The organism is Kluyvera sp., from assembly GCF_965301105.1.
Genome location: NZ_CBDKZX010000016.1, coordinates 21,187 through 46,398, shown reverse-complemented (window position 1 = coordinate 46,398; position 25,212 = coordinate 21,187). Strand labels below are relative to the sequence as shown.

At 53.0% G+C, this 25,212-nt stretch carries 26 protein-coding genes, 1 tRNA gene and 2 pseudogenes; 9 read left to right on the top strand and 20 right to left on the bottom strand.

Annotated elements, in window-relative coordinates; translation table 11 throughout:
• Window positions 1-11: 11 nt before the first annotated feature.
• Window positions 12-725, bottom strand: coding sequence for a fimbrial biogenesis chaperone (locus ACW14G_RS08870; protein WP_419057664.1), 714 nt, complete (start codon window positions 723-725; stop codon window positions 12-14).
• Between the two features lie 38 nt (window positions 726-763).
• Window positions 764-1,324 (bottom strand): fimbrial protein, encoded by a 561-nt coding sequence (locus tag ACW14G_RS08865; protein ID WP_416869992.1) that lies wholly within the window; start codon window positions 1,322-1,324, stop codon window positions 764-766.
• A gap of 456 nt (window positions 1,325-1,780) precedes the next feature.
• Between ACW14G_RS08865 and ACW14G_RS08860 the strand changes: the two are divergent.
• Window positions 1,781-2,281, top strand: a pseudogene (locus ACW14G_RS08860) (LysR substrate-binding domain-containing protein).
• Window positions 2,282-2,396: 115 nt separating this feature from the next.
• Here ACW14G_RS08860 and ACW14G_RS08855 read toward each other — a convergent pair.
• Window positions 2,397-3,248: a LysR family transcriptional regulator gene (locus ACW14G_RS08855; RefSeq protein ID WP_228084740.1), complete on the bottom strand. Its 852-nt coding sequence runs from the start codon at window positions 3,246-3,248 to the stop codon at window positions 2,397-2,399.
• A 145-nt stretch (window positions 3,249-3,393) separates the two neighbouring features.
• Between ACW14G_RS08855 and ACW14G_RS08850 the strand changes: the two genes are divergently transcribed.
• From ACW14G_RS08850 to ACW14G_RS08840, 3 genes are read left to right on the top strand one after another with little or no spacing between them, the layout of a single operon-like run.
• The gene (locus ACW14G_RS08850; protein WP_419057659.1) at window positions 3,394-4,101 is read left to right on the top strand and encodes an AzlC family ABC transporter permease; all 708 of its coding nucleotides are present in this window, start codon (window positions 3,394-3,396) and stop codon (window positions 4,099-4,101) included.
• Window positions 4,098-4,406: an AzlD family protein gene (locus ACW14G_RS08845; RefSeq protein ID WP_087050606.1), complete on the top strand. Its 309-nt coding sequence runs from the start codon at window positions 4,098-4,100 to the stop codon at window positions 4,404-4,406. Before ACW14G_RS08850 ends, ACW14G_RS08845 begins: the two co-directional genes overlap by 4 nt.
• 42 nt (window positions 4,407-4,448) lie before the next feature.
• Window positions 4,449-5,144: an alpha/beta fold hydrolase gene (locus ACW14G_RS08840; protein WP_419057657.1), complete on the top strand. Its 696-nt coding sequence runs from the start codon at window positions 4,449-4,451 to the stop codon at window positions 5,142-5,144.
• A 145-nt stretch (window positions 5,145-5,289) separates the two neighbouring features.
• Here ACW14G_RS08840 and ACW14G_RS08835 read toward each other — a convergent pair whose 3' ends face one another.
• Window positions 5,290-5,910: a histidine phosphatase family protein gene (locus ACW14G_RS08835; RefSeq protein ID WP_455648564.1), complete on the bottom strand. Its 621-nt coding sequence runs from the start codon at window positions 5,908-5,910 to the stop codon at window positions 5,290-5,292.
• A gap of 309 nt (window positions 5,911-6,219) precedes the next feature.
• Between ACW14G_RS08835 and ACW14G_RS08830 the strand changes: the two genes are divergently transcribed.
• Window positions 6,220-7,071 carry an aldo/keto reductase gene (locus ACW14G_RS08830; protein ID WP_223803972.1) on the top strand — a complete coding sequence of 284 codons (852 nt, stop codon included), beginning with the start codon at window positions 6,220-6,222 and terminating at the stop codon, window positions 7,069-7,071.
• Window positions 7,072-7,097: 26 nt separating this feature from the next.
• A pseudogene (locus tag ACW14G_RS08825) lies at window positions 7,098-7,205 on the top strand (aldo/keto reductase); the annotation flags it as partial.
• A gap of 212 nt (window positions 7,206-7,417) precedes the next feature.
• Here the strand turns inward: ACW14G_RS08825 and ACW14G_RS08820 are convergent.
• From ACW14G_RS08820 to proB, 3 genes are all read right to left on the bottom strand, one after another.
• Window positions 7,418-7,493 (bottom strand) — tRNA-Thr (locus tag ACW14G_RS08820).
• A gap of 113 nt (window positions 7,494-7,606) precedes the next feature.
• A complete protein-coding gene (gene proA / locus ACW14G_RS08815; RefSeq protein ID WP_167576652.1) occupies window positions 7,607-8,857 on the bottom strand; it encodes a glutamate-5-semialdehyde dehydrogenase in 1,251 nt (416 codons plus the stop codon).
• Window positions 8,858-8,867: 10 nt separating this feature from the next.
• Entirely contained in the window at window positions 8,868-9,971 is a 1,104-nt protein-coding gene (gene proB, locus ACW14G_RS08810; protein ID WP_249022277.1) for a glutamate 5-kinase, read from the bottom strand.
• Window positions 9,972-10,258: 287 nt separating this feature from the next.
• Here proB and phoE point away from each other — a divergent pair, with 287 nt between their 5' ends.
• Window positions 10,259-11,350 (top strand): phosphoporin PhoE, encoded by a 1,092-nt coding sequence (gene phoE, locus ACW14G_RS08805; protein WP_163449474.1) that lies wholly within the window; start codon window positions 10,259-10,261, stop codon window positions 11,348-11,350.
• A 79-nt stretch (window positions 11,351-11,429) separates the two neighbouring features.
• On the opposite strand, the gene crl is transcribed toward phoE, so the two are convergent.
• The 3 genes from crl to gpt all read right to left on the bottom strand — a co-directional run bounded on the left by crl (window position 11,430) and on the right by gpt (window position 13,698).
• A complete protein-coding gene (gene crl / locus ACW14G_RS08800) occupies window positions 11,430-11,831 on the bottom strand; it encodes a sigma factor-binding protein Crl (RefSeq protein ID WP_065357890.1) in 402 nt (133 codons plus the stop codon).
• Between the two features lie 57 nt (window positions 11,832-11,888).
• Entirely contained in the window at window positions 11,889-13,133 is a 1,245-nt protein-coding gene (frsA, locus tag ACW14G_RS08795) for an esterase FrsA (protein ID WP_249022278.1), read from the bottom strand.
• Window positions 13,134-13,239: 106 nt separating this feature from the next.
• Complete coding sequence (gene gpt / locus ACW14G_RS08790; RefSeq protein ID WP_064547670.1) at window positions 13,240-13,698, bottom strand: xanthine phosphoribosyltransferase; 459 nt, start codon at window positions 13,696-13,698, stop codon at window positions 13,240-13,242.
• Window positions 13,699-13,954: 256 nt separating this feature from the next.
• Between gpt and pepD the strand changes: the two genes are divergently transcribed.
• Window positions 13,955-15,412 (top strand): cytosol nonspecific dipeptidase, encoded by a 1,458-nt coding sequence (pepD, locus tag ACW14G_RS08785; protein ID WP_249022279.1) that lies wholly within the window; start codon window positions 13,955-13,957, stop codon window positions 15,410-15,412.
• A gap of 68 nt (window positions 15,413-15,480) precedes the next feature.
• Here pepD and ACW14G_RS08780 read toward each other — a convergent pair whose 3' ends face one another.
• From ACW14G_RS08780 to ACW14G_RS08740, 9 genes are all read right to left on the bottom strand, one after another.
• Window positions 15,481-15,924: a GNAT family N-acetyltransferase gene (locus ACW14G_RS08780; RefSeq protein WP_223803266.1), complete on the bottom strand. Its 444-nt coding sequence runs from the start codon at window positions 15,922-15,924 to the stop codon at window positions 15,481-15,483.
• A 2-nt stretch (window positions 15,925-15,926) separates the two neighbouring features.
• Window positions 15,927-16,982, bottom strand: coding sequence for a DNA polymerase IV (gene dinB, locus ACW14G_RS08775; RefSeq protein ID WP_163449469.1), 1,056 nt, complete (start codon window positions 16,980-16,982; stop codon window positions 15,927-15,929).
• A 95-nt stretch (window positions 16,983-17,077) separates the two neighbouring features.
• Window positions 17,078-17,293: a (Na+)-NQR maturation NqrM gene (nqrM, locus tag ACW14G_RS08770; RefSeq protein WP_064547684.1), complete on the bottom strand. Its 216-nt coding sequence runs from the start codon at window positions 17,291-17,293 to the stop codon at window positions 17,078-17,080.
• Window positions 17,294-17,295: 2 nt separating this feature from the next.
• A complete protein-coding gene (gene nqrF / locus ACW14G_RS08765; RefSeq protein ID WP_064547662.1) occupies window positions 17,296-18,519 on the bottom strand; it encodes an NADH:ubiquinone reductase (Na(+)-transporting) subunit F in 1,224 nt (407 codons plus the stop codon).
• Window positions 18,520-18,531: 12 nt separating this feature from the next.
• Entirely contained in the window at window positions 18,532-19,128 is a 597-nt protein-coding gene (gene nqrE / locus ACW14G_RS08760) for an NADH:ubiquinone reductase (Na(+)-transporting) subunit E (RefSeq protein WP_064547661.1), read from the bottom strand.
• Between the two features lie 6 nt (window positions 19,129-19,134).
• Window positions 19,135-19,773, bottom strand: a complete 639-nt coding sequence (locus tag ACW14G_RS08755) for an NADH:ubiquinone reductase (Na(+)-transporting) subunit D (RefSeq protein ID WP_163449467.1) — start codon at window positions 19,771-19,773, stop codon at window positions 19,135-19,137.
• The gene (locus tag ACW14G_RS08750; RefSeq protein ID WP_163449466.1) at window positions 19,766-20,560 is read right to left on the bottom strand and encodes a Na(+)-translocating NADH-quinone reductase subunit C; all 795 of its coding nucleotides are present in this window, start codon (window positions 20,558-20,560) and stop codon (window positions 19,766-19,768) included. The genes ACW14G_RS08755 and ACW14G_RS08750 overlap by 8 nt, the downstream gene beginning before the upstream one ends.
• Window positions 20,553-21,791: an NADH:ubiquinone reductase (Na(+)-transporting) subunit B gene (locus tag ACW14G_RS08745; protein WP_167577342.1), complete on the bottom strand. Its 1,239-nt coding sequence runs from the start codon at window positions 21,789-21,791 to the stop codon at window positions 20,553-20,555. The genes ACW14G_RS08750 and ACW14G_RS08745 overlap by 8 nt, the downstream gene beginning before the upstream one ends.
• Window positions 21,792-21,794: 3 nt before the next feature.
• Complete coding sequence (locus tag ACW14G_RS08740; RefSeq protein ID WP_167576662.1) at window positions 21,795-23,138, bottom strand: Na(+)-translocating NADH-quinone reductase subunit A; 1,344 nt, start codon at window positions 23,136-23,138, stop codon at window positions 21,795-21,797.
• Window positions 23,139-23,699: 561 nt separating this feature from the next.
• Here ACW14G_RS08740 and dpaA point away from each other — a divergent pair.
• Window positions 23,700-24,440 carry a peptidoglycan meso-diaminopimelic acid protein amidase gene (gene dpaA, locus ACW14G_RS08735; RefSeq protein ID WP_064547653.1) on the top strand — a complete coding sequence of 247 codons (741 nt, stop codon included), beginning with the start codon at window positions 23,700-23,702 and terminating at the stop codon, window positions 24,438-24,440.
• On the opposite strand, the gene ACW14G_RS08730 is transcribed toward dpaA, so the two are convergent.
• Window positions 24,411-25,178, bottom strand: coding sequence for a class II glutamine amidotransferase (locus tag ACW14G_RS08730; protein WP_064547651.1), 768 nt, complete (start codon window positions 25,176-25,178; stop codon window positions 24,411-24,413). The genes dpaA and ACW14G_RS08730 overlap by 30 nt on opposite strands.
• Window positions 25,179-25,212: the final 34 nt, after the last annotated feature.

Below are 25,212 nucleotides of genomic sequence, written 5' to 3'. Positions count from 1 at the left end.
ATCAGCAGTAATTACGATTTATTAAGTAGGCTGAAGCGTTTAGTACCGTAATCATCAAGCCAGGTTATACGATACTGTCCACCGGAGTGGACTTTGTCGGATACGAGTACACAGCCGAATGGCTGAATAAACACGGTATCGGAGAGTAAATTGTCTTTTCTGACCTGCTTTAGCTGACCGCCCTGCCAACTGACAACCTGAGGGATGGTTAGATAGTACGGCGAATCATTTTTCAGGCAGGTTCGACCGCCCGATGTAGAAATCGAGACTTTTTCGATCGTTTTACTATCCAGTGGTTCCAGTGAGGTCGGACGATAAAAGACTTTAATGCGGTTACGAATCGCCACCTGGAGGTAGTTTTCATTGGCATCTTCCGGCGTAGGCGGAACGTCCAATACGTTAAGCCAGAATACGCTTTCTCTATCAGCAGGCAGTGTCTGGATATTTGTCGCGGCAATTTTCAACGTTTGTCCGCTATGACCGCTCATTTTGACCACCGGTGGCATCAGAGAAAACGGCACTTTGATCTTTTCTGGTGCTGCGGATGCATCACCGTTATCCAGCCAGGACTGTACCAGGTGGGTTTTATCACTGTCATTAACGAGCTGTACCGAAACAAATTTTGTTTCGGCTGGATAGATAACGCGAGTCTGATTAATGACGACGCTGGCGGCGACCGTCTGTGAAACTAGAGCTGCGAGGAGAAACACTATTAATTTTTTCATGATCTTGAAGGCCGGGGTTGATACCCCGGCTTATGTGATTAATCGTAGCTAAAAGAATAGGTTGCATCGGTAACCACTTTACCGGTGGTCGCAGCAGCGCCGCCAAAGTTGTAGTAGTTAGCGTGCATAGTCAGCGTAACGCCGTCAGCGCTAGATGCGTCTGCAGAGGTCAGGCCGGTATTGAATGCCGTTTCAAACGGTACAGCGGTGGAGCCGTCAGAGGTCAGAGCAATACCCACACCTTCTGCGCCGTTGGCGCTGTAGTTTTTCAGGTATTTGCCATCATCAGACAGGTTGCTGCTGGTGAAGGTGATTTTCAGAGTCTGAGTATCTGCATCCGCTGCGGAGCAGTTTTTTAGATTCATGGTGAAATTTTTGCTGTTGGCGGTAACGATACCCGTGGAGCTAGTTACGTCGGTAAGTGTGATCGGTGCCAGATTTACCGTGAAATCGGAACCATTATTAGTTGTCACATCACAGGTGGTGTCGGAGACAGAACCATTAAACGTGATAGTACCCCCTGCTACGCCGGTGCTTTCCGCTGCCATTGCTGCGCCAGAAAATACGATTGCCGCTGCGATTAACGTTTTCTTGAACATTCTTTTATATCCCAATTTTCAATATCAGTAGTGCCTATGCGCAGTGATCCGATGGGTGATAGAACATCGTATTGCACCGTCGCTTTTGGTTGGAATATAAAACCACTCACAACACCATCAGTAAACGTAAATATCGCTTAAATCATTTTTTTAAACCTAAAACACCATTTTTTAATTAATTTATAGGTTTATATTATTTTTGAAGATAAAAAGGAATGGGAAGGGAGAAAGGAATCGCTATTTAAAAAAACTTAAAAATAGTCATATGGCGATTTTTTCTTTTAGAGGAATGGCTGTTTTTAAATATTTCGCTTCGTAATTACAAAATATCGTTAAATACATTTAACAAAAACAAAACATCATCAGCAGTGAGAGTACATAGGTCGGAAAATGAGAAGGTCACCTCCCGGGTCAACGCATAGACACTCACAGTAATCTGCATGCCATGCAGATCGTATTTCACGGTGTGAATGTCATGATCTCCATGGCGATATCATCGAGGAAAGATTTGATGCCGGCGTCCGTCTGGGGCCTGAAGTTGGCCAGGGCATGGTAGCTGTGCGCATCACGCCCGATATGGAGATGGCGATTGTGGGTACTCCGGAACATTGTCGTCGCGACGGTTTTCCGCAAACCCCGGCGGATTTAAAAGCGCATCCCTGTGTTTGCCGACGCCAGCGTATACCAGTGGGAACTCAATCAGGATGATAAAAAATAACCCATCGACCAGAAGGACAATGGACCTTATCTGACAGCTATATGGAAGCAGCCGCCGCCCGGCTGAGCCTCGGGTTAGCCTATGTCCCTGTTGAACTGGTCGCGGATGATTTAGAACACGGTAAGCTTATCAGGGTGTTGCAGCGTTACAGCCTGCGAATGGAAGGATTGTTTCTCTATTATCCGCATCGAAACGTCTCCCCTGCCCTGCGGATGGTCATTGATACGTTGAAGATCTGATCGTTAGCGATGGCCGCTTCTTCACTATGCAAAATTGTGTCAGGTGTCCCTAAGCTTTCAATTCCAAGGTCCGCTTTGAGCGAGGAGCGGACGTTGAGGCACCTAATAAATCGTCTTAACTTTCAACTTTTCTGACCCGTAATGTCCTGAGGAGCAAATCGTACAAACTATCCACTGCAGGAGAACCCTGGGAAGTATGGCTTCTGAACAATGAGACTTCCATGGGTTCAAGAGGCCCCAAAAGATGTTCACTGCCAAGAATTTGCAGATGAGGTGGCACGCTGCACTGGGTCAGAACGGCAACAGCCAGGCCACTTTCTACAGCTGTAATCTGTCCCGACAGACTGGAGCTGTTATACACCACCTTATATCTCCGCCCCTGCAGTGCTAGTGCGTTGATAGCACTACGTTTAGCAAGGCTTGTACTTTCATAAACCGCAATGGGTAATGGATCGCGCCGCCAGACCTCAAACTGTGGAGAACCCACCCACACCATCGGTTCATAAAACAGTAACGCGCCCTGGTTGGGTTGCTCCCGGGAGACCAGGGCCAAATCGAGATCGCCGCTCTCAACGCGAGGAATGAGTGACGTTGATTGCTCGCAGCTCAGTTCGATCTCGACTGACCCAAAGTTAGGGGCAAATCTCTTCAGCGCAGGGGTAAGGTATTTTGCTGCATAGTCATCAGGAACTCCCAGACGAATACGCCCTGTTAACTCCTTACCGTGAAATGCGGCCTGTGTTTCAGCATGAAGGTCGAGCATCCTTCGGGCATACCCCAGCAGTTTTTGTCCTTCAGACGTGAGTTGATGTTGACGAGGGCCGCGAAGTAAAAGCTGACACCCTAATGCAGATTCCAGCTTTTTAAGTTGCATGCTGACCGCAGATTGTGAGCGATGGACTTCAGGTGCCGCAGCCGAAAGCGATCCCGCATCCACTACCGCGACAAAACATTTAAGCCAGTCCATCTGGAGGTCTTGATGATGCACCTTTGAGCCTTTCATTCGATAATCAAATATTAATATCAATTATTATGCGTTTTTATCGATTCCACAACACTGTCATAGTGGCCCCCTGTTTGCTTTCACTGTTATGAAATTCATGAGGTCCCGGATGACGCATCACCAGCCCGATTTGTCTCAACTTAATCATTCGCTGATATGGGATGGTTTTCGGCAGCTTATCCCGGTTTCACTCTTTGTCGCTATTTTTGGTGCCGCCTTTGGCCTGGCCGCATCGCAGAAAGGAGTGGACCCGACGTCGGCGACAATGATGAGTTTGCTGGTTTTTGCCGGTTATGCTCAATTCGCCACCTTAGAGCTTTGGACCGATCAGGTTCCTGTATTAACCCTTATCGCCACCGTTTTTGCCATTAATGCCAGGCATCTGTTAATGGGGGCCACTTTATACCCGTGGTTGCGCGCGTTAACACCCGCTAAACGCTACGGGATCATAATGGTCGTTTCCGATGCTAACTGGGCCATGTCCATACAGGCATTCAGCAGGGGAAGCGCGGGGTTGGGATTACTCTTTGGTGGCGGTCTTGCGTTATGGCTTTTTTGGGGAGCAGGGACCCTGGCAGGACTGTATTTTGGGAGCGTTATCCAGGATCCCAAAAGCGTTGGTCTTGATATGGTCATGGGGTGTTTTCTCCTTTCTATGGTGTTCGAAGGGGAAAGAAACCTGAGGATGTTGATTATCTGGGCCGCAGCGGCCAGTGCCTCGCTGATAGCGTATAAATGGTTACCAGAAAATAGTCATGTGATCGCTGGAGCCCTCGCCGGAGGTATTACTGGAATTATCATGAGAGAGAAAAAATGAGTATTGAGACGGTAGGCACAGGACCTCTTATTATTATTTTTATTATGGCGTTGGTCACACTCGTTACCCGATGGGGTGGTGTCTGGATTATGTCCTTTGTGCCTTTTAATCACCGAATAAAAGCCTTTATTCAGGGGATGTCAGGCTCCGTTCTCGTGGCGATTTTAGCCCCCGTTGCCCTCACAGGCGACAAAGGCGCTCAGATGGCATTATTGACCACGGCCGTCGTGATGCTGGTTTATAAAAGACCTTTAATAGCTATCACCCTTGGGATTGTCGTTTCAGCCTTGGTCAGATATTTTTAAACCGTTCCTGAGCTAATCCTTCGATATATTTAAGCGAGTGCTATGAGCCTAATGCCACGAACGATCGTTTTAATTCCCGGGTATATGCTGAATGAAATGCTCTGGCATGAATTTGAAACATACCTGCCGGCAAACTGTATTGTTCATCATGCTTCCGTAACCGGAGGACTAACCCTGCATGATATCGCGCAGCATATGAGTACCTGTCTGCCTGACAAATTTACGTTGATAGGTTTTTCACTGGGAGGGTACATTGCCCGGCAGTTTGCTGCAGATTTTTCGGATCGTGTGGAGTCCCTGGTACTGATTGCCAGTTCGTTACGGGAGGATACGCCATTAGAGGCGGAATCAAAGCGGCAAAGCGCGCAGTCATTGTCACCCGCAACGTTTAAGGGGCTGAGCAGCAATGCTATTGCCCGGTCACTGCACCCCCTAAACGCATCAGATCGGGATATGATTTCAACTATCCAGCAAATGGGACGTTGTCTCGGATTTGAAGCCTTCATTACGCAATCGACCTTAACCCGACAAGGTATTCCTTCAGCAACGATAGGTTGTCCCACTCTGGTTATTGCCAGTGAAGATGACGCCATCCGTTCAATGCAGGAGGCGGAGGAACTGGTCGATGCCATACCTAGTGCATCGTTGAGAACCATCAAGGATTGCGGTCATATGATCCCGCTCGAACAACCTGAGGCGTTGGCGAGAACCATTACTGAATGGATCTCAGTCGAGTAAATTACTGCAGTGGGTAAGGTCTGCTATTGGCACGCAGCGGACCTTCAGCTCAGTCAGCAACGTCCGCTGCGTGCCAAAAGCGGACATTGTGCTTAAATAATGATGACTCTGGCAGGATGGGTTTTCAATGCTTGAAAGGTAGCCACTAATTCAGGTGACGTAAATGTGTAGCAATCCCCCACTTTAGGCCGATACATTTTCCATTAATCAGGTCGATAACAGAATAACTTGCATTGGGGTGAGCATAGCGAGGGAAACTATTGACAGTCCCTTCTTTAAGAATTGCCAGAGTGCCCTGACTGACATGCCCGTGAGACACAATACATATTGTTTGTTGATGTGATGAGGTATCTTCCAGGTTTTGTAAAAAACGCATAACTCGCTGAGAAGCATGCGCCAGTGACTCCCCCCCAGGTGGACAATACTCTGCATCAAGCCTGAATAACGCATTTGCATCGTTCGGATGTTTTTGTCTGAGTAGTTCTAACGGCATACCTTCAAACTGACCAAAGGCCTGCTCTTTAAGGGCCGGTTCAGCCGTCAGTGAACAATGAAAGTGTTCAGCCAGGCTTTGCCCCATTTGCCAGGCACGCCCAAGCGGAGAAGCGTAAACACTCTCTATTTGATACTCACTTGCACTAAACGCTGCTAGTAGGACGGATGTTTCACGCAAACCCCGACAGGTCAAGGGGCTATCGCTGTGCCCCTGAATAATTCCTTCCAAATTCCACTCTGTTTCTGCGTGTCGAACAAGTATCAATTTCATCGTTAGCTGGCCATGCTCGTTGTTGATCAAAATGTCCCAACTGCGCGATGTCAAACACACACCGTTGAAGCAGCGGAAGGCTTTCCTGTTTTGGAAATAATGAACAAGTGTAGCTTATTGCCATTATGCAGCGGCTCTGGGGGTGAGGCGCTGAATTTTATCCGTAGTTAACTTCCGCTCTTGGCACAAAGCCGACCTTGAGTCCCTTATTAATGAACAAATCTAATAAACCCTAGCTAATTACCCCATCTAATTAAATAAATCACTTTGCGCTATCCTTTTCCTACTCAACGACCAAAGGATAACGTCATGCAAACTGTAAAACTGAACAACGGTATTGAAATGCCCCTGTTGGGCTTTGGTGTGTTTCAGATGTCTGATGCCGCTGAATGCGAAAGAGCCGTTATTGATGCCATCGATACGGGATACCGCCTGATTGATACCGCCGCGTCTTATCAGAATGAAACCCAGGTCGGGAATGCGCTGAAACAAAGCGGTATCACCCGTAACGAGCTCTTTGTAACGACCAAACTATGGCTGCAGGATACTAACTACGAAGGCGCTAAAGCACAGTTCGAACGCTCCCTGAATCGGCTGCAACTTGATTACGTCGATCTGTATCTAATTCACCAGCCTTACGGCGATGTCCATGGGGCATGGCGTGCTATGGAAGAACTTCAGCAGGCAGGTAAAATTCGCGCCATTGGTGTCAGCAATTTCCATCCTGACCGACTGGCCGATCTCATTGCCTTCAACAAGGTTTGCCCTGCGGTGAACCAGATTGAAGTTAACCCCTTCAACCAGCAGTTGCATGCGGTTCCATGGAATCAAAGCCATGGCATTCAGCCGGAAGCTTGGGCACCGTTTGCAGAAGGTAAAAATGGTCTGTTTGAGCATCCCATGTTAACAGCGATTGGCCAGAAGTACGGTAAAAGCGTTGGACAGGTTGTGCTGCGGTGGATCTTCCAACGAGGCATCGTTTCGCTGGCAAAAACGGTGCGAAAAGAACGCATGGAAGAGAACCTTAACATTCTCGATTTTGAACTGAGTGATGAAGATATGCTGCAGATTACCGCTATCGATACCGCAACAAGTGCTTTCTTCTCCCACCGCGATCCCGCCAGAATTGAATGGTTGACTGGTCGCAAACTGGACGTTTAAGACGCGATAAAAGAGACAATTAATCAATGCAAGAACGTTATCTGGGTCAATCAGAACTCGAAGTGTCCGCGCTTGGGCTCGGTTGTATGGGCTTAAGCTACGGCTACGGCCCGGCGGTAGATAGCGCTGGCGCTTGAAACGATTAAAATCGTCGGCGAATATTGCTCTCCCGAGCATCAGGCACGCATAGGTCATTGATATCTTGCGGGTTACACAGCGAATGGCGGACCCCGTTATTCCGAGTACCAAAGCGTATCGATCATCAGCACAAAGGCCGGCGGATGCCAAATACGGCACAAGAGGAGAAAGTAGTTTACTTAAAATTCAGATAAGCGCTTGATTTAAATGGTGCCGATAATAGGAGTCGAACCTACGACCTTCGCATTACGAATGCGCTGCTCTACCAACTGAGCTATATCGGCCCTGCAAGAGGTGTTCACGAGCGTGAATCACGGGGTAAAAGGTTAAGACTAACCGGGCGATGCGTCAATAGTCAGATTAATCAACCGCCTATTTTTGCATCGCCCGTTTTCAATTACGCACGAATGGTATCTTCGCCGAAGCCGATCCACTTGTAGGTGGTCAGTGCTTCAAGGCCCATTGGGCCGCGCGCGTGGAGTTTCTGGGTACTCACCGCCACTTCTGCACCCAAGCCGAACTGGCCGCCATCGGTGAAACGGGTGGAGGCGTTGACGTACACCGCGGAGGAGTCCACTTCGTTGATAAAACGGTTGGCGTTGCTCAGGGTGCGGGTCAGGATCGCGTCGGAGTGCTGGGTGCCGTGTTGACGGATGTGTGTAATGGCGCTGTCAATATCCGGCACCAGCACCACGTTGAGATGCAGCGACAGGTACTCGTTATCAAGCTCTTCCGGCTTCAGCGGCACCAGCGTTGCCGGGCCTTTCAGCTCGCGCATCACCGTCTCATCGCCGTGCAGCGTAATGCCGCTTTCAGCCATCTGCTGGCTCAGCGCTGGCAGGAAGCGATCGGCGATGGATTGATTCACCAGCAGCGTTTCCACGCTATTACAGGCGCTCGGGCGCTGGGCTTTCGCATTGACGATAATCTTCAGCGCCGCTTCAATCTCTGCGCTGTCATCAATATAAATATGACAAACGCCGATACCACCGGTGATAACCGGAATCGTCGACTGCTCACGGCACAGCTTGTGCAGACCCGCACCGCCGCGAGGGATCAGCATATCGATATACTTATCCATACGCAGCATCTCGCTCACCAGCGCGCGATCCGGATTGTCGATGGCCTGAATGGCTGCTTCTGGCAGACCGCACTCTTTCAGCGCGCGTTGGATAACGCCAACGGTGGCGGCGTTGGTGCGATACGTCTCTTTACCGCCGCGCAGAATCGCGGCGTTGCCGGTTTTCAGGCACAACGCCGCCACGTCAACGGTGACGTTCGGGCGGGCTTCATAAATCACGCCAATCACGCCCAGCGGGACGCGGCGGCGTTCGATGCGTAAGCCGCTGTCGAGCAGCCCGCCGTCAATCACCTGCCCTACCGGGTCGGCCAGCACGCAGACCTGGCGGACGTCGTTGGCAATCGCCGTCAGACGAGCTGGCGTCAGCGCCAGGCGATCGAGCATGGCTTCGCTCAGGCCGTTTTCGCGCGCCTGGGCTAAATCTTCGGCGTTAGCCACAAGAATCTCTTCACTTTGAGATTCCAGATGATCGGCAATAGTTTCCAGAACCCGGTTTTTCTCACGGCAGGATAACTGCGCCAGCGTATAGGAGGCCTGCCTGGCGGCAATGCCCATTTGTTCCAGCATGTCGAACTCCTTAGCGGGTAATCATGTCGTCGCGATGCACGGCAACCGGGCCATACTCGTAGCCGAGAATGTCGTCAATTTCCTGCGAGTGGTGCCCGGCGATAAGGCGCAGCGCATCGCTGTTGTAACGGCTTACGCCGTGAGCGATGTCGCGGCCTGCAAGGCTACGAATACGGATCACTTCACCACGAGAGAAGTTGCCTGTCACGTTTTTAATGCCTTTTGGAAGTAATGAACTTCCGCGCTCCAGAATGGCGGAGGTTGCGCCTTCATCTACAATCAGTTCACCGGCTGGCGGTGCGCCGAAGATCCAGCGTTTGCGGTTCTCAAGCGGCGTATCCTGGGCGTGGAAACGCGTGCCGACGGAGACATTCGCCATCACGTCGCCAATCACGCCCGGCAGGCTGCCAGCGGCAATAATAGTGTCGATACCCGCGCGGCAGGCGACATCTGCGGCCTGCAGCTTGGTGCCCATGCCGCCCGTCCCCAGGCCGGAGACGCTGTCGCCGGCAATGGCGCGCAGCGCGTCATCCACACCGTAAACATCTTTAATCAGCTCAGCGTCAGGATTGCTGCGCGGATCGGCGGTGAACAGCCCTTGCTGATCGGTCAGCAACAGCAGTTTATCCGCGCCCGCCAGAATCGCCGCCAGCGCGGAGAGATTATCGTTGTCGCCCACTTTAATTTCCGCCGTCGCGACGGCGTCGTTCTCGTTAATTACCGGAACAATATTGTTGTCCAGCAGCGCGCGCAGGGTATCGCGCGCGTTAAGGAAACGTTCGCGGTCCTCCATATCGGCGCGAGTCAGCAGCATCTGACCGACGTGAATGCCATAAATGGAGAAGAGCTGTTCCCATAACTGAATTAAGCGGCTCTGGCCAACGGCGGCAAGCAGCTGTTTAGAAGCGATAGTCGCGGGCAGTTCAGGGTAACCCAGATGCTCACGCCCGGCGGCAATCGCTCCTGACGTTACAATGACAATTCGATGTCCAGCTGCATGGAGCTGGGCGCACTGGCGAACCAGTTCAACAATATGCGCGCGATTCAGGCGGCGCGATCCGCCTGTTAAAACACTGGTGCCCAGTTTGACCACCAGCGTCTGACTATCACTCATGATTCTCTGCCGTTAAAAAGAAGAAGTATCGATCCAAACAAACGTTGTAACAGGAGTCAGCTCGCTTGCCAACAGGCAGCGCAGAAAGCCGGGGTTTTGTTGCGCGGGATCAGACAGCCTGGAGGCAAATGTTGACAATTTTATGACAGAAAAAATTAATCATACTTTTTTATATTCAATAGAACTTTGTCATAAATTTTTAACACGAGCGGGATAAAAACGTTCCTGTTTTTTCACAATGGTCTTTCACAGCACTCTTTTAAGTATAAAAAAACCGGGATTGAGAAATGCAAAAAACAGCTCTGGCATTAACAGTGATGGGTATTATTGCGTCGTCTTCAGCTATGGCCGCAGAAGTTTATAACAAAGATGGTAATAAACTGGACGTCTACGGCAAAGTCAAAGCCATGCACTATATGAGCGATGACTCCAGCGCTGATGGCGATAAAACCTACGTGCGTTTTGGTTTTAAAGGCGAAACAAAAATTAACGATCAGTTGACCGGTTATGGCCGCTGGGAATCTGAATTTGCCGGTAATAACGACGAAGGTGGTAGCGCTTCTTCGCAGAAAACACGTCTGGCTTTTGCCGGTCTGAAATTAAAAGACTTTGGTTCTTTTGATTATGGTCGTAACCTCGGCGCACTGTACGATGTTGAAGCCTGGACCGATATGTTCCCGGAATTCGGTGGTGATTCTACCGCCAAAACCGATAACTTTATGACCAAGCGCTCAAGCGGCCTGGCCACCTACCGTAACACCGATTTCTTTGGTGTGGTCGACGGTCTGGATTTAACCCTGCAATATCAGGGTAAAAATGACCGTAGCACCTATGCCACCGCCAACGGCGACGGTTTCGGTACCTCTCTATCTTATGATTTCGGCGGCAGCGACTTCGCGATCAGCGCGGCGTACACCAACTCTGACCGCACCGACATACAGCAGGCAAAATCGCTGGCGAAAGGCGGTAAGAATGCTGAATCCTGGGGCACCGGCGTAAAATATGACGCCAATAATATTTACCTGGCGATGATTTATACCGAAACCCGTAATATGACCCCAATTAAAGGTCTGGTTTCCGCCGACCAGGGCTTTGCGAATAAAGCACAGAACTTTGAAGCGGTGGCGCAGTATCAGTTTGATTTCGGTCTGCGTCCGTCACTCGGCTACGTGCAGATGAAAGGTAAAGACCTGGATAACGGGATTGGCGATCAGGATCTGATGAAATATGTTGATGTTGGCGCGACCTACTATTTCAACAAAAATATGTCGGCATTTGTCGATTATAAAATCAACCTGATCGATGAAGATGCGGTGACCAAACGTCTGGCTATTATGACCGACAACGTGGTTGCTGTCGGGATGACCTACCAGTTCTAAGATAATACGAAAAAGGCCTCCAGCTGGAGGCCTTTTTTATGACCGAATATCAAGGCCCGAAAATATCGGGCCTTTATTATTAAGCCGTGCGCTTCACCGCTTCATTCGCAAAACCGTCGGCAGGTTCCAGCGCTAAATCCAGGCTCTTCAGCAGTTCGCTCGCCCGCTCGTGGAAACCGCGCAGCGTTTGCTGCAGACGTTCTACGACCTCCGGGTCTTTGATCGCGACAGCCTGCCACGTTCCCTCTTTGTCGAACAGGCCGAACTGGTAGCTGTAGGTGAAACGATGCTCTTCAGCTTCCATTTCCATCCACCAGCCCCAGAACTCACGCTTCTCTGGCGCGGGTTTTACGTTAACGCAAACGGCCAGGCAGTCGAAAAAAAAGCGGTTGTCCTGGCACTGTTCTTCGCGGATATAGGGGCCAAGCGCAGTGAATTTCTTGATCAATCTACTCTTCGGGTGTCCACTCGGTAACGTCATTGCGATCTCCTTTAGTGATGCAACTGTTTTACCAAATCAATAGAATTTATCAATATATTAACAAAATCTATTGTTGATCCACCCGGCAATTTCCTTCAGCGCCTTATCAAAATTACGGTACACCGGGTTAAACGGAATCGGCATCAGCTTGCCCTGCGCCGATGACGAAACGATCAGCCGAGACTCTTCCTCCGGGCTGAAAGGATCGTTATCCCAGTAGCCGGAAAGCATCGGTGTCGGGCAGCGGCGCCCCAGTAAACCCTGCGTTTTCAGCGAGTAGCGGTTTAGCTCCACGCGTAACGCTTCATCAGAGGCATCATGCATACCTAAACGCGAGGCCAGGACGTCGAGGTACATTTCCGGCACGCGGCCCTGACGCAGCGGATCGCTCAGCAGGCTATGGACCACCGGGCCAAGGCAGGCCACGGCCTTCAGATTCCGCGCTTCCAGATAAGCCAGACGTACGGCGATGTTAGCGCCGAAGCGGAAGCCAAAAGCCGCGAGGCGGGTATGGTCCACCCAGGGAACATCGCGCAGCTGCTTAATCACGTGCTGATGCAGCATGCTGGAATCCTGGGTTAGCTTCCATTTGGAAGAAAAACCGATCGACGGCATGTCCACCGTCAACATCGCAATGCCAAGCGGGGCAAAATAACGCTCGTACAGGCTGTAATAGTCGCTTTGCAGGCCATCTAATCCACCGCACATCAATACCGTCGGGAACGGGCCATCGCCTTTCGGCATATGTAGAAAACCGGTGATTGGCGCGCCGCCGGGAATCGCAAACTCCAGTTCGCGCATTGACCCCGGCAGACGTTTGGCGGCCTCTTCATAAGCACGGTTCGCCAGCGCCTGCGCCTGTTCGGCGAGGTCATCCCCCTTCAGATGCGGATAGGCGGCAATGCTATAAAGATTAGAGGCATGCAGCCAGTGACGGCCGCTGAGGGTCTCGTCCTGCTCCTGCATGGCCTTCTGCTGCCACTGCATCGCCTGCGTTGACCACTCGTAAATCCAGTTGCCGCCGCGATAGCCCACCACGGTGTCGTACAGCTCATCGTCGGTGCGTTCAGCTGTGCTCATCACGATGCGTGCCTGTACATCGAGAATTTCCTGCGGCGAGACGCCACGCCAGATCCACATCAGGCGATTAATCATTCGATACCAGTGCGGTACGGTGCTGCCGCTCAGCGCAGACTGCATGCTTGGAGCTTCACCGCTACTGAACCGGCGTACCAGCGTGGACGTTTCAGGGTGTTTAAAACGCGGCTTAAATAGCGTTTCGCTGAGATTAGCTTCTGGCATCACAAAACCTCCATGGATACGATCTTTAATCCATTGTAACGCGTGGGACATTAAAAAAAACAACGCCCGGCATGACCGGGCGTTGGAAGCGCATTTATTGACTGAATTAACGGCCAGAAATAGGCGGTACAAATACCACGCCCATGTCCCACGGCTGTTCAATCCAGGTATCCTGCGGGATATCTACAACATAATCGTCAACCAGCGGGCGGCCAGCCGGTTTAGCGAAGATGGTGACGAAATGCGCTTTTGGATACATTTCGCGAATTGCTACGGCAGTACCGCCGGTATCGACCAGATCGTCAATAACGATAAAGCCTTCGCCATCGCCTTCTGCGCGCTTCAGGACCTTCAGCTCGCGCTGGTTGTCGTGGTCATAGCTGGAGATGCATACGGTGTCGACATGACGAATGCCCAGTTCACGTGCCAGCAGTGCGCCCGGTACCAAACCACCGCGGCTAACGGCGATGATGCCTTTCCACTGTTCAGATGGCATCAGGCGTGCAGCCAGCTTGCGCGCGTGAATCTGCAACATGTCCCAGGTGACGACGTATTTTTCGCTCATGTGAAGTGTCCCAGCCTGTGTTATACGGCTTAAAAAGTGTTCAAGGGGGAAATAGGTTGCGCGAGATTATAGAGATCTGACGCACTAAAAACCAGTGTTAAGCGGAATCCCCGGCTCTTTTTACGTGGTTTGTTCTACCGGAAAGGGCAGAAAGTGGTATTCTCAACCCCATCGCGCAAGCCAGGCTTGTGGTATATGTCTATGCTAACCCTTTACCTGCAAGCGACTTTTGCAGAAAGCCGTAAGGAGACTCATCGTGTCTGAACTGTCTCAATTATCCCCGCAACCTTTATGGGATATTTTTGCCAAAATCTGTTCTATTCCGCACCCTTCTCATCATGAAGAGCAGCTCGCCGCGCACATCGTCGGCTGGGCGAAAGAAAAAGGCCTTCACGCCGAGCGCGACCAGGTTGGCAACATTCTGATTCGCAAAGCCGCGACTCCGGGTATGGAAAACCGTAAACCGGTTGTGCTGCAGGCTCACCTCGATATGGTGCCGCAGAAAAACAATGACACCGTACACGACTTCGCCAAAGACCCGATTCAACCGTACATCGACGGTGAATGGGTGAAAGCCCGTGGTACCACGCTGGGTGCCGATAACGGTATCGGTATGGCTTCCGCGCTGGCGGTGCTGTCTGATGAGTCCGTTGAACACGGCCCGCTTGAAGTTCTGCTGACCATGACCGAAGAGACCGGTATGGACGGCGCGTTTGGTCTGCAACCGAACTGGCTGCAGGGCGACATCCTGATCAACACCGACTCGGAAGAAGAAGGTGAAATCTATATGGGTTGCGCCGGTGGTATCGACTTCACCAGCAACCTGCCGCTGACTCGTGAAGCCATTCCGGCTGGTTTCCAGACCTTCAAGCTGACGCTGAAAGGCCTGAAGGGCGGCCACTCCGGCGGTGATATTCACCTCGGACTCGGCAACGCCAACAAGCTGCTGGCACGCTTCCTGGTGGCCCACGCGTCGGAACTGGATCTGCGTCTGGTTGACTTCACCGGCGGTACCCTGCGTAACGCGATCCCACGTGAAGCCTTCGCCGCTATCGCTATTCCGGCAGACAAAGTCGACGCGCTGAAAGGGCTGGTAGAGACCTATCTGCACATTCTGCAAAACGAGCTGTCTGCCAAAGAGAAGAACCTGACGCTGGTACTGGAAAACACGACCATTGAAGGTAAAGCGCTGACTGCGGCATCTCGCGATGCATTCACGCAGTTGCTGAACGCAACGCCGAACGGTGTGATTCGTAACTCCGACGTGGCAAAAGGTGTCGTCGAAACCTCCCTCAACGTGGGCGTGGTTTCCATGACGGAAGATACCGCCACGATCCACTGCCTGATCCGTTCCCTGCTCGACAGCGGTAAAGATTACGTAGTGAGCATGCTGGAATCACTGGGTGCGCTGGCGGGTGCCAAAACCCAACCGAAAGGCGGCTACCCAGGCTGGCAGCCGGACGCGAACTCTCCGGTCATGAAGCTGGTGCGTGAAACCTATCAGCGCCTGTTCAACAAGGTGCCAAACATTCAGATTATCCACGCGGGTCTGGAATGTGGTCTGTTCAAGAAACCGTATCCGAACATGGATATGGTCTCCATTGGGCCAACCATCACCGGGCCACACTCTCCGGATGAACAGGTTCATATCGAAAGCGTTGGCCAGTACTGGCAGCTGCTGACGGAACTGTTGAAAGCGATTCCGGTGAAGTAAGTTCTACGCTTCGCCTGGCCGGTCTACCTGGTAGGTAGCCCGGCCATGTAACGCAACGCCGGGATATTTTACCGGCGTTTCTCCATCCGATAATTCACAAACGCCTCCCCACGCGCCACTACCCGCTGTTCTGCGACAACCTGAAATCCCATACGCTCAAAACACGGCCTGGCAGTGATACTTGCCTCCACCGTTAATGTTCCCGTTGGTATCAAAGCGAACAACTCGGCCAACAAAGCGCTGGCGACTCCCTGCCGGGAATGCGTCGGCGAAACAAACAGCAGGTCAATATAGCGATCCTCGGCGGTAATAAAACCGACGACTTCTCCCTCTTTTTCTGCGACCAGCACTCGCGAGGCCGCCAGTTTTTGCCGCCAGCGAGCTTCATCCACCTGAGCCCAGGCGTCGATTTGCGCGGGGGCATAGTGCTGGCTGGCTGTTTCCCGTACCGCACGCAGAAAAATCTGGCATAAGGTTGTGAAATCACCGTCGCGATAGGCCCGAATTTGCATCGTTAAATCCCTAACAGAAGCTGGCGTTCCAGCTGTGGATCCAGCAGTGAGACATGTAAACCAACCAGCCGTACGCCACGTTCCGACCTACGCTCGTGCCAGGCTTTGTGCGCGGTGGCGATCAGATCGTCTTTGTTGAGTTGCGGCCAGACGTGCTCCTGAGTGGTCTGCTGAAAGTCATTGAATTTGAGTTTAATTCCCTGACGGGCAATACGCAGATCGGGCCGGACTTTCGCCAACCGCCGTTCGAGTTCAGGGTAGAGACGCTCGACGATGGCTTCGCAGTCGACCCATTCATGAATGTCCTCTTCCAGCGTACGCTCCACGCCGATCGACTTGCGCTGGCGATCGTTGTGGATCTCACGTTCGTCGATCCCATGACTACGCTCCCAGAGGATCCGCCCGAATTTACCAAAGCGCTTGAGCAGCATCGCGAGATCGCTATTCTGCACATCTTCGCAGGTGCGCAGCCCCATACTTTCCAGCTTAGCCGCTGAGACTTTGCCCACGCCGGGAATTTTCGCCAGCGGCAGGGTTTGCAGAAACGCCGGGACCTCGGCGGGCGTAAGAACGAACTGGCCGTTGGGTTTGTTAAGATCGGAGGCGATTTTAGCCAGAAACTTCACCGGCGCAACGCCCGCAGAGGCCGTCAGCGCCAGCTCGTTGAAGATGGTCTGGCGAATTTCCTGCGCCATTAGCGTGGCCGAGCCGTGGCAGTGCACGCTATCGCTGACGTCCAGATAGGCTTCATCCAGCGAGAGCGGTTCAATCAGCGAGGTGTAGCGGGAGAAAATTTCCCGAATGTGGTGGGAGGCTTCACGGTAGGCTTCAAAGCGCCCCGGCAAAAGCGTCAGGTGCGGACACAGCTTCAGGGCGGTAGCGGTAGGCATTGCACTGCGTACGCCAAATTTACGCGCCGGATAGTTCGCCGTGCTGATGACGCCACGCTGCACCCGACTGCCGCCGATGGCGACAGGAATATCGCGCAGGGCGGGGTTGTCGCGCATTTCGACCGCGGCGAAGAAGCAGTCCATATCGATATGGATTATTTTGCGCATCGTTAGCCCTCACTTACCACTGGATAAGTATACAGCATAACTTTGGCAAATGAGAAGTGTTGCAAATCGCCCGGCAAAGCCGGGCGATTAAGGGACTACAGGATGCGGTTCTGTTGGCGCTGCGCCTCGCGGGCCATCCGCTTTTTACGCGCATCGCACGGTTCCGGGCAGTCGCACACTTTTTCGAGCCCCAGCGAAGAGATGCCGCCGCAGCTGCCCTGCAGGCTTTTCCGCTTCACCAGATACCCCAGCGACATACCGAGGATCACGAGGGCAAAAATGCAGAACGTCGCCAGAAATACCGTTAACATCATCAGCCTCCAAAGTCGTCGAGCATGATGTTTTCATCCTCCACGCCTAGCTCTTTGAGCATCTTAATGACCGCGGCGTTCATCATCGGCGGCCCACACATATAGAACTCACAGTCTTCCGGCGCCGGGTGGTCACGCAGGTAGTTCTCATACAGGACGTTATGAATAAAGCCGGTGTAGCCCGTCCAGTTATCTTCCGGTTGCGCGTCGGAAAGCGCAATATGGAAGGTAAAGTTCGGGTTATCACGTGCCAGCTGCTCAAACTCCTCTTCATAGAACATTTCACGCAGTGAACGCGCGCCGTACCAGAAGCTGATTTTGCGATGACTATGCAGGCGCTTAAGCTGATCGAAGATATGCGAACGCATCGGCGCCATCCCTGCACCGCCGCCGATAAACACCATTTCAGCGTCGGTGTCTTTGGCGAAGAACTCGCCGAACGGTCCGGAAATGGTCACCTTGTCGCCGGCCTTAAGCGACCAGATATACGAGGACATAATCCCCGGCGGCGCATCCGGCGCGGACGGCGGCGGCGTGGCGATACGCACGTTGAGCATGATGATGCCCTTTTCTTCCGGATAGTTCGCCATTGAATAGGCGCGCAGCGTCGGTTCTTTCACGTCGGAGACATAGCGGAAGAGATTGAATTTATCCCAGTCGCCACGGTATTCGTCCGGCACGTCAAAGTCGGCGTACGCGACTTTATGCGGCGGGCACTCAATCTGAATATAGCCCCCGGCGCGGAACGGCACGCTTTCACCCGCAGGAATCGCCAGCTTCAGCTCTTTGATAAAGGTGGCTTTGTTATCGTTAGAGATAACTTCGCATTCCCACTTTTTCACGCCAAACACTTCGTCCGGCAGCTCAATTTTCATGTCCTGACGCACGGCGACCTGACAGGCCAGGCGGCAGCCCTCTTTGGCCTCGCGCTTGGTAATGTGCGACAGCTCGGTTGGCAGAATTTCACCACCGCCCTCTTTCACCGTGACCCGGCATTGGCCGCAGGAGCCGCCGCCGCCGCAGGCTGAGGAGATAAAAATACCGTTGCTGGACAGCGTATTCAGCAGCTTGTCGCCCGCCGGGGTTTTAATCTGCTTATCCGCTTCGTTGTTAATTTCAATCACCACATCGCCAGCGTTAACCAGCTTCGATTTGGCAAATAAGATCAGCAGCGATAGCACCAGCACAATCAGCGTAAACATCACTACGCCAAGTATAATTTCCATGATTAACGGCCCTTATAGCTGCACACCGGAGAATGACATAAAACCTAACGCCATCAGCCCGGTGGTGATAAAGGTGATCCCTAAGCCGCGCAGTCCCGCAGGCACGTTTGAATACTTCATCTTTTCGCGAATTCCCGCCATCGCAACGATTGCCAGCATCCAGCCGATACCGGATCCAAAACCGTAAACGATGGATTCACTGAAGTTATAGTCACGCTGTACCATAAACGACACACCGCCAAAGATGGCGCAGTTCACCGCAATCAGCGGCAGGAAGATACCTAACGCGGTGTACAGCGACGGGAAGTATTTATCGAGGATCATCTCGAGGATCTGCACCAGCGCCGCAATCACCCCGATAAAGGTGATGAAGTTGAGGAAGCTGAGATCCACGCCGTCAACCAGCGCGCCGTCACGCAGCACCAGGTTGTAGACCAGGTTGTTGATCGGTACGGCGAGCCCGAGAACCACCGTTACCGCCACACCAAGACCAAAAGCGGTGGAGACCTTCTTCGAGACCGCAAGGAAGGTACACATCCCGAGGAAGAAGGCCAGCGCCATGTTTTCAACGAACACGGCGCGGACAAACAGGCTAATGTAGTGAGCCATAATCGGTTACTCCTTTTCCTGCTGTTCCGGCTTCCAGCTACGCAGCGCCCAGATCAGCAGACCGATAATGAAAAACGCGCTCGGCGCGAGCAGGAACAGGCCGTTTGGCTGATACCAGCCACCGTTTTGCACTGTCTCCAGCACCGTGACGCCAAACAGCTTGCCGCTGCCAATAAGCTCGCGCAGGAAACCAACGATGAGCAGAATAGCGCCATAACCCAAGCCATTGCCGATGCCGTCCATAAAGCTCGCCAGCGGTGGCGACTTCATGGCGAACGCTTCTGCACGCCCCATCACGATACAGTTCGTGATGATAAGCCCGACGAAAACCGACAGCTGTTTTGAGGTCTCATAGGCAAACGCGCGCAGTAACTGATCGACCACAATAACCAGTGAGGCAATAATCGCCATCTGTACGATGATACGTACGCTGTTAGGAATATGGTGGCGGATCATCGAGATGAACATGCTGGAAAACGCCGTCACCAGCGTGACCGCAATGGTCATCACAAACGCCGTTTCCAGCTTGGTGGTGACCGCCAATGCCGAGCAGACGCCGAGCACCTGGAGCGCGATCGGGTTATTGGCGATAAGCGGCCCCACCAGCAGGCGTTTCATCTCTTTCATTTCACCCTGTTCAGCCATGGTTCAGCCCTCCTTCACGCACCTGTTTCAGGAACGGGCCAAAGCCCAGTTCGCCCATCCAGAAATCAAAGCTGTGCTGCACGCCATTGGCCGTGAGCGTTGCGCCAGAAAGACCGTCCACCGCGTACAGATCGCCCTGTGGTGCCGCGCCCTTCATGACTTTCAGCGCCGGATGACCTTCATCGTTGACGACGCGTTTACCGACAAACTGCGCACGCCAGTTCGGGTTTTCAACCTCGCCGCCGAGCCCCGGGGTTTCTCCCTGATCGTAGTAAGTGATGCCTTTAATGGTGCGCCCGTCAGTGTCCAGCGCCACAAATGCATACATCATTGACCACAGACCGTTGCCATAAATCGGCAGGACGATCTCCTGTACCTGCTGCTTTTCGTCTTTGATGAGGTAGATTTCCACCATGTTGCTGCGACGACGAATACCGGCTGGGTCTTCGCTGGAAGACAGCGCGATACTCTGTTGCGGGTCCTTCAGCGCCTGGATCTGGTTAAACTTCCCGGGGTCGCCCTCAAGCATCGTGCCGCTTTTCAGATCCAGCAGCCGTGGCGTTACGCGGCTGGCATACACCTCAGCCACCTCGTCAGCAGACATCTTGTCGTGCATCAGCCCGGCCACCGCCAGAATATTGCGCTGTTTATCCAGCGCCCGCTGCTCCTGCTGAAGCGGCTTGAGGCCTACGGCAGAACCGGCAACCACAATAGAGCAGACCAGACAAAGCACCAGCACCACCAGCAGCGTTTTGCCGATGCTATCGTTACTTTTCTTCTCAGCCACGCGACTTCCTCCGCTTAATATTGGCCCGCACCACCAGGTAATCGAACAGTGGTGCAAAGAGGTTGGCGAACAGAATGGCCAACATCATCCCTTCTGGATAAGCTGGGTTAACGACGCGAATCAGCACGCACATTGCGCCAATCAGCGCGCCATAGCACCATTTGCCTTTATCGGTAAACGAGGCGGAAACCGGGTCAGTGGCCATAAACATCATGCCGAAGGCAAAACCACCGAGCACCAGATGCCAGTACCACGGCATGGCGAACATCGGGTTGGTTTCGGAACCAATCAGGTTAAACAGCGTGGCGCAGGCGATCATGCCGACCATCACGCCGGCCACGATGCGCCAGGAGGCGACGCGGCCAAAGATAATCAGCGCCCCGCCAAGCAGGATCATCAACGTGGAGACTTCACCGATGGAGCCCGGAATGTTGCCGATAAAGGCATCCATCCAACTGACCGGCTGCCCGCTGACGACGTTGACCAGCGCTTCACCACCATGGCTCGCCCATTGGGAGAGCGGCGTCGCCCCGGAGAATCCATCGGCGGCGGTCCAGACCAGATCGCCGGAGATTTGCGCCGGATAGGCAAAGAAGAGAAACGCACGCCCGGCCAGCGCCGGGTTGAGGAAGTTGCGACCGGTGCCGCCAAAGATCTCTTTCGCAATCACCACGCCGAAGGAGATGCCGAGCGCCGCCTGCCATAACGGCATGGTCGGCGGAACAATCAGCGCAAACAGTATTGAGGTGACGAAGAAACCTTCGTTGACTTCATGCTTGCGCACAATCGCGAACAGCACTTCCCAGAACCCGCCAACCAAAAAGACCGTGGCGTAAATTGGCACAAAGAACACCGCGCCCAGCATCATCATGCTGAGCCAGCCGGCATCCGGCGCGAAGCTGACGCCCAGCGCCTGCGCCACACTGTAGTGCCAGTTGCTGGCAATCACCTGCTGCAGTTGCTCTGCGCCGTACAGCTTGTGTAGCGCCGGGATGGTTTGCAGCCCGACGTTATACATCCCCCAGAACATCGCCGGAAAAACGGCGAACCAGACGAGGATCATCATGCGCTTCAGGTCGATGGCGTCGCGAACGTGCGCCGCGCCTTTGGTGACATGCCCCGGCGTATAGAGCAACGTCGCCGTCGCTTCATACAGCGGGTAATATTTTTCAAGCTTGCCGCCCTGCGTGAAGTGCGGCTCAACTTTTTCCAGTAGCTGTTTTAAGCCCATCACTTAACCTTCCTGCTCAATTTGCGTTAATACGCGGCGCAACACCGGCCCGTATTCGTATTTGCCCGGGCAGACGTAGGTGCACAGCGCCAGGTCTTCTTCATCAAGCTCCAGACATCCCAGCGCCTGCGCGCTGTCGGTATCGCCTGCCAGCAGGTCGCGCAGCAACATAGTGGGCAGAATATCCAGCGGCATCACCCGCTCGTAGTTGCCGATAGGCACCATCGCGCGCTCGCCGCCATGGGTATCCGTCGAGAGATTAAACAGCTTCTTCTTGAGGAAGTGGCCCAGCGTGGTGCGGGTAATCGAAAACTTGTCGCGCCCCGGCGTTACCCAGCCAAGCAGCTCTTTTTCGCGCCCTTCTTTCAGCACGCTCACCTGCAGGTGGAAGCGGCCAAGAAACGCATGCGGGCCCGATGCCTGGCTGCCGTTAAGTACAGAGCCGGACAAAATACGGTTTTCACCCTCGTGCAGCTCTCCCGCCAGCAGGGCATTGAGATCGGCCCCCAGGCAGGTGCGTAACAGACGAGGATGCTTAACCTGCGGGCCGCCAAGGGCGATGACGCGCTCGGTCCAGATGACACCGTCAAGGAACAGCTTGCCGTAGGCAATCACGTCCTGATAGTTCAGATGCCATACTTGCTTTTGCAAGCTGACTGGCTCGAGGAAATGAATGTGAGTACCGACTAACCCTGCCGGATGCGGGCCAGTGAACTGATTAAACGTCACCTGCCCCTGCGGATGACCGCCCAGTTTGCCGCCGCTGCTCTGACAGACGTGGACTTTACCGTCAGTCAAACGCGTCAGCACGGTCAGGCCGGCGTTAAACGCCTCGCGCTGGGCGAGAATAATTGGCTGTGGATCGGCGGACAGCGGGTTAGTGTCCATGGCAGTCACGAAAATCGCCGCCGGTACTGAACCTGGCGCCGGAGTTTTGCTGAACGGACGCGTGCGCATGGCCGTCCACAGCCCGGATTCCACTAACTGCGTCACCACCACTTCGCGCGGCAGCGTTGCCAGTTCATCGGCAGGATAGGCCGTAAAGTTCAACGACTCGTCACCTTCGACGTCAATGACTACCGACTGCAGGACGCGGCGTTCGCCACGGTGAATTGCGCTAACCGTACCGCTGGCGGGGGCAGTGAAACGTACGCCAGGAATCTTCTTGTCTTCAAAGAGCAGTTGCCCTTTCACGACCCTGTCGCCCTCTTTTACCGCCATCGAAGGACGCAGTCCGTTATATTCTTCGCCTTTTACCGCCACGCGGGTCACGGCAACGTCATCAATACGTTGCTGGTCGGGCAATCCAGCTATAGGCAGATCGAGGCCTTTGGTTATTTTAATCATACTGTTCGCAGGTATCCGTTAACGACAGCGTCAACTCAGCGCTGAGGCCAGCGTTTAGGTTAACGAGACAAAAGAAAGGAGGTTCGCCTGAAGGCCAATCGTATCCCATCACCAGGCATGATGAGAATCTGAAGCATCCTTTCTTACACTGTTTAGAGAGTTACTACCTGAATCATCCAGCGAGTATCCGTTTTACCCATTTTCAGCCTGAATGATTACGTAACGAAAGTTTACCATTTTATCCTTCGCTGATGCAGTAGTTCCGCTTTTCTGGCCACTAAATTGCGAGCTGAGACTCAAACTGCTACGGATTCGGACAAAGATATCTGGCGAATCATCGGTTTATCCTACACTCTTTTTACAGGCTTCCATTTAGCGGGCGATCAGCACAACACACCGCCCCATCGTGGGAATACAACACGAAATTGTAAACGCCAAACGCCCCACTTGCGAAAAAATGCGGTGGTGCTAAGGTGAGCGCACAAAAAACAGATTTGTCTGCTTTTTTCTCTCTGTTGCCTCTCCTGGCGTGTAGTTATTTTTTATCAAGGAACAAGTAGTATGCGCAAAATCGCATTATTTATTGCGATGCTTTTAATGCCGTGCGTTTCGTTTGCTGGGTTAATGAGCAGCAACAGTCCGACGACGCCTGTCAGCAAAGAATATAAGCAGCAATTGATGGGCTCCCCAGTCTACATCCAGATCTTCAAGGAAGAGCGCACGCTCGACCTCTATGTGAAAATGGGTGAAACCTATCAACTCCTTGATAGCTATAAAATTTGTAACTACTCCGGCGGTTTAGGGCCGAAGCAGCGTCAGGGCGATTTCAAAAGCCCGGAAGGGTTTTATTCGGTACAACGTAGCCAGTTGAAGCCAGACAGCCGCTTCTATAAAGCGATTAATATCGGCTTCCCGAACGCGTATGACCGCGCGCATGGCTATGAAGGAAAATACCTGATGATTCACGGTGCCTGCGTATCGGTGGGCTGCTATGCCATGACCGACTCGGGTATTGATGAAATCTTCCAGTTCGTGACCGGCGCGCTGGTCTTCGGGCAGTCCAGCGTCCAGGTCAGCATTTATCCGTTCCGCATGACCGATGCCAACATGGAACGTCATAAATATTCCTACTACAAAGATTTCTGGCAGCAGCTTAAGCCGGGCTACGACTACTTCCAGCAGACGCACAAACCGCCGATGGTTTCGGTCGTCGATGGCCGCTATGTCGTGAGCAAGCCGCTGAGCCACGAAGTGGTTCAGCCGCAGCTGGCGTCAAACTACGCGCTCCCCGAGGCAAAATAAGCGCCATTCGCCTGGCATAATCTTGTGCCAGGTTTCGTTCCCCGTCAGCGGTTGGGTGGCAATCACAGTCACCACATCGTTGGCGGTCGTTTCCTGCTGAAAATCAATTTCCACATCCTGATCCAGTAGCTTCGCCACGCCAAACGGCGCCCGACGGGTAATCCAGTACAGGTTGGTGGAGCAGAACGCCATGACGTAACGCCCGTCAGACAGCAGCATATTGAACACGCCTTTCGCGCGCATTTCTTCCGCCAGTGAAGCAATATACTTAAACACCGCCTGCATATTTCCTGGTGTACGCGGGTAGCGTTGGGTCAGCTTGTGCAGCAGCCAGCAAAATGCCTTTTCGCTGTCAGTTTCTCCGACCGGGCGGAATTGTCCGGTCTCCAGCGTTTTATAGCCAGAGAGCTGACCATTGTGGGCGTAGGTCCAGTTGCGGCCCCACAGCTCACGGGTGAATGGATGCGTATTTTCCAGCGCTACCATGCCGCGGTTCGCCTGGCGGATATGCGCGATCACCGAACAGGACTTGATAGGATAATCCTGAACCAGTTTGGCAATCGGCGACTGATAGCTGGGCTGTGGATCTTTAAAGGTGCGACACCCTTTTCCTTCATAAAAGGTGATACCCCAGCCGTCTTTATGCGGCCCGGTGCCGCCACCGCGCTGAACCAGCCCGGTGAAACTGAAGCAAATATCGGTTGGCACATTAGCGCTCATCCCGAGCAGTTCGCACATATCACACCTCCACAGCAAACGGGGCCGAAGCCCC